Consider the following 13,347-nt stretch of genomic DNA (forward strand, 5'->3'; position numbering starts at 1 on the left):
ATTATGAAATATTATAATAACATTTTAGAGACCATTGGTAATACACCATTGGTAAAGCTTAACAAAGTTTTGGGAGAAGATTTCCCAGCTTTAGTTTTAGCAAAAGTAGAAACGACTAATCCAGGTAACTCTGTTAAAGATAGGATGGCGCTTAAGATGATCGAAGATGCAGAAAAAGACGGTCGACTAAAGCCAGGAGGTACTATTATAGAAGGAACTTCTGGTAATACAGGTATGGGATTGGCATTGGCAGCAATTATCAAGGGATACAAATGTATTTTTGTGACTAATGCTAAACAATCCAAAGAAAAGTGCGACATATTAAGAGCGGTTGGCGCAGAAGTAATCGTTTGTCCTACAGATGTTAAGCCTACAGATCCTCGTTCTTATTATTCGGTTTCTAAAAGATTAGCAAAAGAAACTGAAAATGGTTGGTACGTTAATCAATACGACAATTTATCTAACAGAACAGCGCATTATGAGCAGACAGCACCAGAAATCTGGGATCAGACAGACGGTAAGTTAACACACTTTGTGGCAGGAGCTGGTACTGGCGGTACGGTTACAGGTTGCGGAATGTTCTTCAAAAAGAAAAATAAAAATATCAAAGTGATTGGCGTAGACACTTATGGCTCAATTCTTAAGGAGTTTCATGAGACTGGAGAGTTGCATTATGACCATGCTTACACTTATATAACGGAAGGTATTGGCGAAGATATAATTCCTGATAATTTCGATATGTCAGTAATCGATCATTTTGAGAAAGTGACGGATAAAGATGGCGCAATTTATGCGAGAAGACTAGCCAAAGAAGAAGGTATTTTCTGTGGATATTCTGCGGGAAGTGCCATGTCTGCCTTGGTACAGATGAAGGATCAGTTCACCAAAGACGATGTTATTGTCGTGTTGTTACACGATCACGGTAGCCGTTATGTTGGCAAAATTTACAACGACGAGTGGATGAAAGAGATGGGTTGGTTATAATCCATTAATCATAATTGGGGCGTGCCTCCAACAAAAAAGACCGGTTTTTCAACACGGTCTTTTTTGTTGGCGTCGGTCTACGGGCAGTCGCTGTTATTTTTGCCTAGCAGTAATCCGCAGAAAAATAACGAGCTCCAACAATGCCCTTCGCCCTCACGCGTTCCCTGCTTATAAATTAATCGTTAAGAAAACTATATTTCTCCCATATAAAAGATAAAGACACATATCACAAACTTACTATGCATTTAGGGTTACATTATAAACGATAGTTGGCTATTTTGTTTCAAGATAAAATAACTGGTTTTCAAGTAGTTGCATTTTTTCTCTTTAATGCAAAACATATATCACAAAACGAAATCCAATTATAACTTGTATTTTTGCACCAAATTAGCTTTTTGGAGACACAGATTTTATTTATCACACCACCTTTTACACAACTTAACACGCCTTACCCTGGAACCGTTTATTTAAAGGGTTTTTTGAACACCATCAATATTTCTTCCTATCAATCAGATCTTGGGATAGAAGTTATTTTGCAATTGTTTTCAAAACAAGGATTGATAGATTTATTCCAGTATGTAGAACATTCTGAGCAAGAGTTGGGTGATAATTCGGCACGTATTGTCGCGCTCAAAGAGGATTATATCCATACAATAGATGCGGTGATTGCTTTTCTACAAGGGAAAAATCCAACATTAGCTAATTCTATTGTTCAAGATAATTATTTGCCAGAAGCTAGCCGATTTTCTCAATTAGAAGAGTTGGATTGGGCATTTGGATCAATGGGTTTTCAGGATAAAGCCAAACATTTTGCCACTTTATATTTAGAAGATTTATCGGATCTGATTATTGATGCTGTAGATAGCAATTTTGGATTTAGCCGTTACGCAGAACGTCTTGGTAGATCTGCCAATTCTTTTGATGAGTTGTACGCATCTTTGGATAACGAGCCTACTTATATTGATGGTATCACTTTGCGTTTGTTAGAAGAAACGATTAAGAAAACTAATCCTAAAATTATTGGATTTTCTGTACCTTTTCCGGGTAATTTGTACAGTGCTTTTCGTTGTGCTAAATATATTAAAACCAATTATCCCAACATCAAAACGGTGATGGGCGGTGGTTTCCCTAATACCGAATTACGATCTGTGTCGGATGTTAGAGTTTTTGAGTTTTTTGATTTCATCAATCTCGACGACGGCGAAGCGCCAACTGAGCAGATGATAAAATATGTCAACCAAGAAATTCCGTTTTCTGAGCTTAAGAGAACTTTTTTGTTGCAAGATGGAGCGGTGGTTTACATCAATAATCCAGCAATTAAAGATTATAAACAGAACCAAGTGGGTTGTCCCGATTACACAGATATTAATCTGGATCAATATATTTCTGTCATAGAAGTTGTTAATCCTATGCATCGTCTGTGGAGTGACGGACGCTGGAACAAGCTTACCATGGCACATGGCTGTTATTGGGGCAAGTGTACTTTTTGTGATATTTCTTTAGATTATATCAAAATCTATGAACCGATTGCAGCTAAAGAAATTGTCAACCGAATGGAGGTTTTGATAGAAGCTACTGGGACAACAGGTTTTCATTTTGTGGATGAAGCGGCACCACCAGCGTTAATGCGTGAGGTGGCTTTAGAAATTATTCGTAGGAAATTATCTGTGTCTTGGTGGACTAATATTCGGTTTGAAAAAAGTTTTACTTTAGATCTTTGCAGATTATTGAAAGCCTCTGGTTGCATTGCTGTTTCTGGCGGATTAGAAGTTGCATCTGACCGATTATTAAAGCTCATTGATAAAGGCGTTACCGTGGAGCAAGTGGCACGTGTTAACCGTAACTTTACCGAAGCAGGTATCATGGTTCATGCCTATCTCATGTATGGATTCCCAACGCAGACCGCGCAAGAAACTGTGGATTCTCTGGAGATGGTGCGTCAGATGTTCGAAGTTGGTGTTTTGCAATCAGGTTTTTGGCATCAGTTTGCAATGACGGCGCATAGCCCAATTGGCTTAGATCCAGAAGCTTTTGATGTGATTAATCATTCTGTGACTTTAGGCAGTTTTGCCAATAACGACATGGTTCACGAAGAAAAATCAGGGCTTACACACGATCAGTTTTCGTTTGGGTTAAAGAAATCTTTGTTCAATTTTATGCATGGATTGTGCCTTGATTTTGAATTGCAAGAATGGTTCGATTTTAAAATTCCGAGGACGACAATAGATCCGGATTATATCATTTCTGTTTTAGAAAACGAATCTTTCCCAACTTATAAACCAACTCAGAAAGTTGTGTGGTTAGGAAGTTTGCCAAGAATCGAATATTTTACCAAATCAAAAAAAGGCAGAGTTTTCGAAAAAGCACAATTGACATTCCATTCTAAAAATGATTTTTTGGAGTTAGAATTAGATCAACCGATTGGAGATTGGCTACATAATTTTGTGAAAAATATTCAATCTGAAGAAAAAAGAATGTTGACTTATCAGCAAGTTAAGACCAGTTTTGAAGATGAAACTCAGCAAGATCTTGAGCCTTTTATGTTTTCTAAACAGGGCGAAAAATTACGAGATTTTGGCTTATTAATTGTGTAGAGATTTTTTAATTTAAACAAAAACTGCCATTAATCGCTCTTTAATGAAAACTATAAAAAAATCCTTATTTAGATATTTTAAATAAGGATTTTTAAGGAATATTTTATTTAAAAACTTCAAAATTATCGCCATCATAGCTTGCAAAAACCATAGTTGGATAAGAGTCTTGATGATAGATATTGCCGTTATGATCGATGGCAATTGCACCAGCAAAACCATCAATTTCTTTAAGTTCTGTAAAGGTTTTGTTAAAGGCTTCCTGCAAAGTCATGCCGTCTGTAACGCGCGTTACAATCTTCGCCGAAGTGGCATTGCTGACAATATCTTCGCCGACACCTGTGCAACTTACTGCACAAATAGAGTTGGCATAATTGCCTGCAACGGTTGCCGAGTCTGATATTCTCCCGGGGATTTCAAAGCCTTTTCCCCCAGTAGAGGTGGCTACGGCAAGCTGTCCGTCTTTGTCTATGGCAACAGCGCCAACAGTTCCTTTTCCGCCCGATTTTAACTTGGCTTCATATTCTTGTCTGCGTTGTGGTAATTCTGTGGAAAAATCTAAAAAACCATGTTCTGTAGCATAATTTTTAGCACCGTTTCCGCCCAAGACACGATCGTCTTCTTGCATTAATTCTTTAGCGACAAAAATCGGATTTTTAACATTTTCGATATTAATAACACCGCTCAATTTTTGTGAAGAACCATCCATAATAGCTGCGCTCATCCTGATGATGCCATCGCTTTGGATTTGAGATCCAATTCCGGCGTTGTACAAAGGATCGTTCTCTAATAAAGATACAGCAAAAGCTACGGTATCATAAGCAGAATTGTCTTTCAGAAAATCAAAAGATTGATTAGCAATAGCTTTTAGAGATTCTTGTTTAGCTATTTTTACCTCGTGACTTTGATCGCTTTCTGAGAAAAAACCGCCGTGGATGATTATTTTCATAGCATTAATTTGAGGAAATGTTGGATGTTTTTATTGGGTTATATTGAGAGTTTTCAATCGTCATTTCTTTAGAGTTAAGATTGAAGGTATCATTCATTGACATTACATTAACTACCAGATTTTCTATAGAGATTGGTTGCCCTAATTCTATATTGGTAAGGTTAGTGTCCTTGATATATCTGCCGTCTACAATTATAACAAGTCCAGATCCAATAGCAGTCATCACGTCATCTTTTATAAAAAGACCTGTGTCTTCGCCAAGACCAATACCTAAAGTTCTAGGGTTATTAACCACCGCTTGAAATAATCTTCCCATCCTGCCACGTTGTACAAAATGAGTGTCTATTGTTACGTTTTCTATCAATCCTAGCCCTTGTGTGGTTTTTATTTCTCCTTTTAAAAGCGCTTCTGTACTACTACCTTGGTAGATCATGATTTCTGATGCCGCAGCAGCACCAGCAGAAGTACCAGCATATATAAAATCTTCGTGCATATATTTTGTTAATAAAGCATCGTGAAATCTCGTCCCACCCAATATTGATGTTAATCGCAACTGGTCGCCACCTGTAAACATAACGACGTCTGCAGCATTAATCCTTGCAACAATGGCGTCACTGTTGGCTTGCTCACGATTAAATATATTTAAAATATTACAATGTTTTGCACCAAGATGCGTAAACGCTTTGATGTATTCTGGACCGACAACATCTGGTATTTGAGATGCGGTAGTGATAATTTCTATGACAGAATCTTCCTGATGTTTGGATTCTGAAATTATTTTTTTTAATATACCTCTTTCAAAAAAATTGAGGTTTTTTTCAACATCTTGGTCGTATGTAACTTCGGAAAAACTTCCGACATTAACTGCTCCGCCAATGATGACTAATTTTCCAACAGATTTCATGCGAACAAAAATATGAAATTTCTCAATTGGAGCGCCTTAATTGGCTAAGAATCTTATGGTTTTTTTCTAGAATGATAAAAAATATATAATTAATGGCTTTAACGTAATTTTCTGATTTTATTTTAAATAAATTTATATAATCGTTTGATTTGGTGATTAATTTGTTTTATTATTTAATAATTTATTTCGAAAGTTTAATATTTTTAAACAAATCTATTATCTTTGATAAAATCAAAGCCTTTTGATTAATATTTATCCCTTAGAGAACTATGAAAATTGAAAAAATACAAGCGCTTCGCGGTCCTAATATTTGGAGTATAAGACGTAAAAAACTAATACAGATGCGCCTCAACTTAGAAGAGTTAGAGGATTACCCGACTAATAAAATAGAAGGCTTTAGAGAAAGAATAGAGCAATTGCTCCCGAGTATGTTCTTTCATAGATGCTCAGAGGGAGAACCTGGTGGTTTTTTCAAAAGAGTAGAGATGGGGACGTGGATGGGACATGTTATAGAACATATTGCCTTAGAAATCCAGACAATGGCAGGGATGGAAGTTGGATTTGGTAGGACAAGAGAGACTAAAACGCCAGGTATATACAACGTTGTTTTTAATTATGTTGAAGAGCAAGCTGGTATTTATGCGGCAGAAGAAGCTGTGAAAATTGCAGAAGCTCTAATTATCAACACAGAATATAGCATAGAAAACTGTGTGCAGACTCTTAGAGAAATTAGAGAGAGAGAACGACTAGGGCCTTCCACAGGAAGTATTGTAGAAGAGGCTGTCTCTAGAGATATACCTTGGATTAGATTGGGGAAAAACTCATTGGTGCAACTGGGTTATGGGATTAATCAACAGCGTTTTCAGGCAACAATTACAGGTAATACCAGTAGTATTGCAGTAGATATTGCTTGTAATAAAGAATTAACTAAAAAAATGTTAGGAGACGCAGCTATTCCTGTGCCTTCAGGGGATTTGGTTGTAGACAAAGATGGTCTTGAGCGTGTTGTCAAAAGAATTGGCTATCCTTTGGTACTAAAACCTTTGGACGGAAATCATGGTAAAGGAAGTACTATTAATGTTAATGATTTTGAAACTGCATTGGTAGGTCTAGAGCATGCTCAGAAGTATTCTAGAAGAGTTATTGTAGAGAAATTTATCACAGGGTTTGATTTTAGAATTTTAGTCATTAATCATAAGATGGTAGCTGCTGCCAGACGTGTACCAGCTCATGTTATTGGCGATGGAGAATTAACGATTCAGGAGTTGATAGATAAAGAAAATCAAGATCCAAGAAGAGGCTACGGTCACGAAAATGTTTTAACAGAAATTACTGTCGATAAAGATACCAATGAACTACTCCAGAAACTAAATTATACCCTCGAGACAATTCCTCAAAAAGGAGAAATAGTTTATCTTAAATCTACGGCTAATCTATCTACTGGAGGAACTTCTATAGATGTTACTGATATGATTCATCCAGAAAATGTTACAATGGCAGAACGAGTTTCTAGGATTATTGGGCTAGACGTATGCGGTATAGATATTATGGCAGAAAATCTTACACAACCGCTTAAAGAAAGTGGTGGTGCAATTTTAGAAGTTAATGCTGCTCCAGGATTTAGGATGCATTTGGCGCCAAGTGAAGGTTTGCCGAGAAATGTCGCTGCGCCAGTCGTTGATATGTTGTATCCTCAAGGTAAAGAATACAGAATTCCTATTATTGCGGTGACAGGAACTAACGGTAAAACCACCACAACACGTATTATTTCTCACATTGTTAAAAATAATGGACATCGCGTAGGATTTACGACGTCGGACGGAATTTATATTCAGAATACAATGTTGTCCAAAGGTGACACAACGGGACCTTTGTCTGCAGAATTTATTTTGAAAGATCCAACAGTAGAATTTGCGGTTTTAGAAACGGCGAGAGGTGGCATTTTGCGCTCTGGGCTTGGATTTTCTAAGTGTGATATTGGTGTATTGACTAATATTAAAGAAGATCATCTTGGGATGAATGATATTCATAACCTTAAAGATCTTACTCGAGTAAAACGTGTTGTTCTGGACGCTGTAAAGAAAGATGGTTGGGCGGTTATCAATGCAGATGATGATTATTCTATGAGGTTATCCACCGATTTGCATTGTAAAGTAGCCTTATTTAGTTTGGACGAAAATAATCCACACATTAAAAAATATGCTAAAGAAGGCAAAGTCACTTGTGTCTATGAGGATGGATTTATCACCATTAAAAAAGGAGAGTGGAAAATCAGGATAGAGCGTGTAAAGAACATTCCGATTACGATGGAAGGCAAAGCGAGATTCATGATTTCTAATGTTTTGGCAGCATCTTTGGCAGCCTATCTTTATGGTTTTGAGATTCCTAATATTGCGTTGGCGCTTACCACTTTTATCCCAAGTGCACATCTTACGCCAGGAAGATTAAATATTTTCAAATTCAAAAATTATAAAGTCATGATAGACTTCGCACATAATCCTGCTGGTTATGAGGCGATTGAAGACTTTCTGAAAAATGTTGAAGCCAATAAGAAAATCGGAATTATATCTGGAGTTGGGGACAGACGAGACGAAGATATCAAAGAATGTGGAAAAATTGCGGGAAGAATGTTCGATCATATTATCATTAGAAACGAAAAACATCTCCGCGGAAGAACCGAAGAAGAAATTAATGGATTAATCATTGATGGCATCCAAGAAGCTGGTGGTACAGTGAGTTACGAGATTATCCCGAAAGAGATTGATGCTTTGAAGCATGCGATTAATATGGCAGAAGAAGGGACTTTTATCACGGCGTTGAGTGATGTTATTTCTAATGCGATAGAGCTTGTCCAGGATTATCAAAATAAAGAATTGTTAGAAGATAATTAATCAAATTGGATGATAAACAAAACCGCTTCAGATCATAATTTGGAGCGGTTTTTTTAGATTAAATATTTTTATTTGTCGGGGAAAATAGCATAAGAACTTCCGATCCAGATAGCATCTTTTTTATTAAAATCTACATTAACCATTTCTGCTTTGGTCATTCTCACGATGTTGGCAACATAAGTTGGATTTTCATCTTCTGGATTCCAAAGGAAGAGAAGTCTAATTTCTGCTTTAGAAAAATCACCATTTATATCTTCGAAAATAGGTGCATAGCTCACTTTTCTTTGCAGGATAAAATGTTCTGGATGATCTATTCTTTGTAATGTTTCTTGCGTTGGATAGAGATCTACGCCACTTCCTGCAAACGAGAATAATGGTTTTAAAACAAAATTCTCAAGTTGTTCATCATCAGGAAATTCATTAGCAAAATAACTTTTCGGGATATAGTCATGCTGAAGTTTTGGCAAGATATACTTTGAAATTTTAAAAAACCAGTTAGGATGCGTCACCCATTCTACATCGACATCATCACGGAAATCAAATTCGGATTTGAAATTTTCTAAACGCTCTAATTCATCAAAAATTACACGATTATAGATTCTTTTAATCAAAATTAATTCGCCATTTTTCTCATAAAATAATTGTCGTCCTTGCTTTTTAATTTTACTAAGACACACCGTTTCTATGCCGGTAAAATCTTTGGTAACAACAAAATCAATATGTGTTTTTTGTTGCTCAGGATAGAGCTCTAACAAGATGACATTTTCCGGATTTTCTCCATTTAAAATAATTTTTTTGAAACTTTCAATGTATTCTTTTCTCGGAATATCAGTTTCAAGATCTTTTAAAAATGGATAAACTTCAAGGTTAGTTTCTTTATAAACTTGCTGAAAACCATACAGACTCGGGAAGGCTTGCAACTCTATTAATTGCGGAACAATCTCATCTTTTTCATTTTTACAAATGCCAAAATCTATTGCGAGAAAGTGCGGTTTTTCTGTATCATTTGGGACATAACTTTGCTCAGGAATTGCTTTTTCTAAAACGTTTTGTGGTAATTTTTTAATTTGATTAACAATCGCCTCCGAAGCATCCATTAGCTTTTTTCGAAAATCTTTGGTCAAAAATACGGGACTTTCTGACATCCTGAAACCTGGACCATCGCCATACTTTTCATTGATTAATTGTTTAACTTTATGATAAGTTTCGTCAGAAAAATGACTGTTAAATTGTTTTCGGTGGCTTGTTATCATTGTGTTTATTGTAAAAAGCTTTTCTCCAGATTTTTGGCAATATTCTCGTAAGCTTGTTGCAAAAACCTTGGTAAAATCTGTTGTTGGGTTAATATTATTTTGTCAGGATCATCTATTCTATCGATAGTTTCGAGGTATTTTTCTGTCCCAAAATTCTCAATCATAGCATTTTTATTATGATCGTCTTTCAGGTTTTCCATCATACTTTTGGGATTAGCTTCTGGATGAAACTGAGTTCCAAAAATTTCTGAAGAAAATCTAATTGCCATAATCGCTCTTTCTAGATGGATGTGTGGACGCATTTTTTCTATCGCGACAACAGCCATCTTAAGATTTTTAAGACGATCAACATTGGGTTCTATACATTGGTAAGCTCTAGAATCTACGGCGTAGAAAGGATCAGGGAGATTTTCTAATAAAAAATCACGCTTACCTTCTCTAGCTTTATGAATCGGCATCACACCAAAAGAATATGATTTTCTTAACGTTACATTGGCTAACTCCCAGTGGATAATCGCCAACTGAAAGGAATGGCAAATTAAAAATAGATATTTTTTTTGTTCGTTTTTTTGATTAAAATTCCAAATTTGATTTAAAAAATTAGCATAGATAGGTTCCCATTCGGCGCCATCTTTATGTGGATTTCCTGGACCTCCAGAAGAAATGAAAATATCATATTCTTCAACATTTGGAATTTCATTTTTATACCGAACATCAAAAATATCTACTGTGACGTGATCGCCTTTGCTATGCCTGAAAGCCTCTGCAAGCTCTATGATATTGCCCATTCCTTGGTTAGGATAGTTGTTATTCATGTCTAGAAGAGCGATTTTTATGTCATGATTCATAATTAGAAAATTTATTTAAAATTACACAATTGAAATTTAAACAAATCTTATATGTTATTTTTATTCCTGTATTTTATAATACACTTTTTTCTGTTTCGTAAATCATATAATCGACTACTTTTCTAATGTCGCCACCACTTTCGTTAAAAATCTGAAGTTGACGATCTGCTCCCGTTCCCATTTTTATAATTTCACGTGCATATTCTACTTCTTTTCTACAATTAAGATCGTCCACAACATCGTCGATAAAGAGTAATAACTCTTCTAAAAGATCAGCGTAAGGAACGCTGGTTTCTTTCCCGAAATCTATCAAACTGGCATTAATTCCGTCTTTGGATGCGCGCCATTTATTTTCATTTAATAATAATCTTCTGTAAGAACGGAAGCTTATGTTTTGTTGATGCATTTTGTAAATTTTGGCAACTAAAGATTGCATGATTGCTGCAAGGCAAGTGGTCTCTGCAATGGTAAAAGGCATATCGCAAATCCTGAATTCTATCGTTGGATAAAATGGATGAACCCGTAAGTCCCACCATATTTTTTTAGCATTATCTATGGTGCCTGTTTTTATCATAAGATTAACGTAAGCATCAAACTCTGCTACACTACTGAAGTAGCTTGGTATCCCAGTTCTTGGGAATTTGGCAAAAACTTCTTGACGATAAGATTTGAAACCTGTTAATCTACCTACCCAAAATGGAGAATTGGTAGATAATGCGTAAACGTGAGGCAAAAAATAACGCATTACATTTTGTATTCTGATGCCTTCTTCGCGATCCGGAATCCCTATATGGACGTGCAACCCGAAAATTAAATTAGATCTGGCAACGTCGCCCATATCGTTAACAATCTTGTCGTAACGGGCATCTCGGGTGATGATATTATCCTTCCAATGAGAAAAAGGATGTGTGCCACCGCCAGAAACTCTAAGTCCTTGCTCGTGAGCAACTTTTACAAGATGACGCCTTAATGTGGTGAGTTCTTCTTTGGCTTGTTGAATATTTTGACAGATGCCTGTTTCCATCTCTACGACAGATTCGTGCATTTCGTGTTTTAGGTTTTCGCTGAGAAGGGTTTTACCGCCTTCTAAGATTTTAGAAACATGAGAAACAAGATCTCTAGTTTCTGCATCTATAATTTGATATTCTTCTTCAATTCCTATGGTGAATTTGTGCATTTGTGTGGTGTATTTAATTGTTAGTCATCATTATAAGCTATTTATTTAGCCGTCTTTTTTACGAATTTCCCCCAAGAGATATTAGGTTTTCCGGGTACATATTCTTTAGCTTTTTCTACAGCTAATTTGGCCGAATGTTCTACAATCCAAGCAAAGTTTTCTTCGCCTACAGAATTTCTGTCAGCATCTGGTGCAGGATTACAGAAATCAATAGCGTATGGAATGCCATCTTTCACCGCAAATTCTACCGTGTTGAAATCATAGCCTAATTCTTCATTCATTTTTATGGTGTAGTCGTGGATGGTTTTTAGGATTTTTTTTAATTCTTTACCAGAATATTTAGATTCTGTTACGTAACGAAGATGTGGCTCATTCCTTGGCTCATACGGCATGATATGGACGTATTTTTGACCTAAACAATAGACACGATAATAATCATCAAAGATTATTTCTTCTTGTACCATCATGACCAATTGCTCAGTTTCTGATAGTTTATTCCATAGATCTTCTGGGCTTTCTACACGATAGACATTACGCCAACCGCCGCCATCATGAGGTTTCATATAGGCGGGAAATCCAACATAATCGAAAATATATTCCCAGTCGTGAGGGAATTTCAAGTTTCTAAAAGATGTTTCACTGGTATTGGTCGGTCTTTCGTGAGAAGGCAATAACACGGTTTTGGGTAACGGAATTCCTATTTTTGACATTAATGCATTGTTCAAAAATTTTTCGTCTGCGCTCCACCAAAAAGGATTATTAATGACATAAGTCCCATTAACTGCAGCATTTTTTAGATAAGCTCTGTAAAACGGAACGTCTTGCGAAATTCTATCAATAATTACAGCGTAACCGTAATCTGCGCCTTGCTCTAACTTGTCTATGGTAACGGGTTCTGCGATAATTTCGCCTTTACCTAATTCATTAACTTTATCGATAAAAGCCCAAGGAAATGTATCTTCCATCCCGAATAATATTCCAACTTTTTTTGCCATAATAATAGTGTGTATTTGTGAATTTAATTAATTGAAAAAATGATTGATGAATTTTGGCAAAACCATGCGCCATAACGGCCAATCGTGGTTAATCCATTTGGCTTCATCGTACCAATGGTTAATTTCTTTTTTGGATAATATATGCGCCATTTTTTTTGTTTTTTCTAAACAAATATCCTCATCTGAAGTGCTGAGAACGATGTGCATATGATTGTATTTCCAAGCTTCGTCGTTAATGACAAATTCTTCTGGGCAGTTATAATATATAAGATGGTCTTGATAATTTTCCATGAAATTTCTGATAGAGAATGCGCCAGACAAACAAAATAAATGAGATACTAAATCCGGAAATCTAAATGCAAAGTTAGCTGCATGGTAGCCTCCAAAACTGCAGCCTGCAATTGCAATACGATGTGTATGGTGCATTTTTTGTATAAACGGAATTAATTCTTGTGCTAAGAATCTCACGTATCTTTCGTAGTTTTCTATTCGGTCTTTTGGAGAAAGATGATTAGCATAAAAATTTTCTGCATCTAAGGTTTCTACATTATAGAGTTTCAGCTTTCCGCTTTCTGTAATATGAGAGATGCTGCCATTAAGATGGAAATCTGTATTCTGTGTATAAGAACCTTGTGACGTGGGAAACATAATCATAGGATAGCCTAATTCTCCTGTTACTTCTATCTTTATGGTTCTTCCTAAGATGTGAGAGTAGTAATCTGTATGTTCTATTTTTGGCATATTAACATCGGTAT

10 protein-coding genes are annotated in these 13,347 nt (G+C 36.0%); 3 read left to right on the plus strand and 7 right to left on the minus strand.

All coding sequences use genetic code 11. The features are described 5' to 3' along the window. The first annotated feature begins 3 nt into the window (after positions 1-3). Both ACQQ6V_RS01525 and ACQQ6V_RS01530 read left to right on the plus strand, forming a co-directional pair. On the plus strand, positions 4-984 hold the full coding sequence (locus ACQQ6V_RS01525) for a PLP-dependent cysteine synthase family protein (RefSeq protein WP_448843829.1): 981 nt from the start codon (positions 4-6) through the stop codon (positions 982-984). A gap of 395 nt (positions 985-1,379) precedes the next feature. Further along, positions 1,380-3,578 carry a B12-binding domain-containing radical SAM protein gene (locus ACQQ6V_RS01530; protein WP_448843830.1) on the plus strand — a complete coding sequence of 733 codons (2,199 nt, stop codon included), beginning with the start codon at positions 1,380-1,382 and terminating at the stop codon, positions 3,576-3,578. Positions 3,579-3,681: 103 nt separating this feature from the next. Here the strand turns inward: ACQQ6V_RS01530 and ACQQ6V_RS01535 are convergent, their stop codons facing one another. After that, on the minus strand, positions 3,682-4,524 hold the full coding sequence (locus tag ACQQ6V_RS01535; protein ID WP_448843831.1) for an isoaspartyl peptidase/L-asparaginase: 843 nt from the start codon (positions 4,522-4,524) through the stop codon (positions 3,682-3,684). 4 nt (positions 4,525-4,528) lie between these two features. Further along, positions 4,529-5,428 carry a cyanophycinase gene (locus tag ACQQ6V_RS01540; protein WP_448843832.1) on the minus strand — a complete coding sequence of 300 codons (900 nt, stop codon included), beginning with the start codon at positions 5,426-5,428 and terminating at the stop codon, positions 4,529-4,531. 269 nt (positions 5,429-5,697) lie between these two features. On the opposite strand from ACQQ6V_RS01540, the gene cphA reads away from it, so the two are divergent. Then, entirely contained in the window at positions 5,698-8,319 is a 2,622-nt protein-coding gene (cphA, locus tag ACQQ6V_RS01545; RefSeq protein ID WP_448843833.1) for a cyanophycin synthetase, read from the plus strand. Positions 8,320-8,387: 68 nt separating this feature from the next. Here cphA and ACQQ6V_RS01550 read toward each other — a convergent pair whose 3' ends face one another. The 5 genes from ACQQ6V_RS01550 to ACQQ6V_RS01570 form a co-directional block, all read right to left on the minus strand. After that, positions 8,388-9,572: a hypothetical protein gene (locus ACQQ6V_RS01550; protein WP_448843834.1), complete on the minus strand. Its 1,185-nt coding sequence runs from the start codon at positions 9,570-9,572 to the stop codon at positions 8,388-8,390. A 5-nt stretch (positions 9,573-9,577) separates the two neighbouring features. Next, a complete protein-coding gene (locus ACQQ6V_RS01555) occupies positions 9,578-10,420 on the minus strand; it encodes a type 1 glutamine amidotransferase (RefSeq protein ID WP_448843835.1) in 843 nt (280 codons plus the stop codon). 73 nt (positions 10,421-10,493) lie between these two features. After that, a complete protein-coding gene (locus tag ACQQ6V_RS01560; RefSeq protein ID WP_448843836.1) occupies positions 10,494-11,597 on the minus strand; it encodes a carboxylate-amine ligase in 1,104 nt (367 codons plus the stop codon). 41 nt (positions 11,598-11,638) lie between these two features. After that, complete coding sequence (locus ACQQ6V_RS01565; protein WP_448843837.1) at positions 11,639-12,592, minus strand: ATP-grasp domain-containing protein; 954 nt, start codon at positions 12,590-12,592, stop codon at positions 11,639-11,641. A 27-nt stretch (positions 12,593-12,619) separates the two neighbouring features. Beyond that, positions 12,620-13,333: an alpha/beta hydrolase-fold protein gene (locus tag ACQQ6V_RS01570; RefSeq protein ID WP_448843838.1), complete on the minus strand. Its 714-nt coding sequence runs from the start codon at positions 13,331-13,333 to the stop codon at positions 12,620-12,622. Positions 13,334-13,347: the final 14 nt, after the last annotated feature.

The sequence above is a fragment of the Chryseobacterium electrogenes genome (assembly GCF_053553015.1).

Bases quoted from the DNA above. Each gene is read 5' to 3' on its own strand.
- ACQQ6V_RS01525 (WP_448843829.1), top strand. From the start codon at position 4: ATGAAATATTATAATAACATTTTAGAGACCATTGGTAATACACCATTG.
- ACQQ6V_RS01535 (WP_448843831.1), bottom strand. From the start codon at position 4,524: ATGAAAATAATCATCCACGGCGGTTTTTTCTCAGAAAGCGATCAAAGT.
- ACQQ6V_RS01540 (WP_448843832.1), bottom strand. From the start codon at position 5,428: ATGAAATCTGTTGGAAAATTAGTCATCATTGGCGGAGCAGTTAATGTC.
- cphA (WP_448843833.1), top strand. From the start codon at position 5,698: ATGAAAATTGAAAAAATACAAGCGCTTCGCGGTCCTAATATTTGGAGT.
- ACQQ6V_RS01550 (WP_448843834.1), bottom strand. From the start codon at position 9,572: ATGATAACAAGCCACCGAAAACAATTTAACAGTCATTTTTCTGACGAA.
- ACQQ6V_RS01555 (WP_448843835.1), bottom strand. From the start codon at position 10,420: ATGAATCATGACATAAAAATCGCTCTTCTAGACATGAATAACAACTAT.
- ACQQ6V_RS01560 (WP_448843836.1), bottom strand. From the start codon at position 11,597: ATGCACAAATTCACCATAGGAATTGAAGAAGAATATCAAATTATAGAT.
- ACQQ6V_RS01565 (WP_448843837.1), bottom strand. From the start codon at position 12,592: ATGGCAAAAAAAGTTGGAATATTATTCGGGATGGAAGATACATTTCCT.
- ACQQ6V_RS01570 (WP_448843838.1), bottom strand. From the start codon at position 13,333: ATGCCAAAAATAGAACATACAGATTACTACTCTCACATCTTAGGAAGA.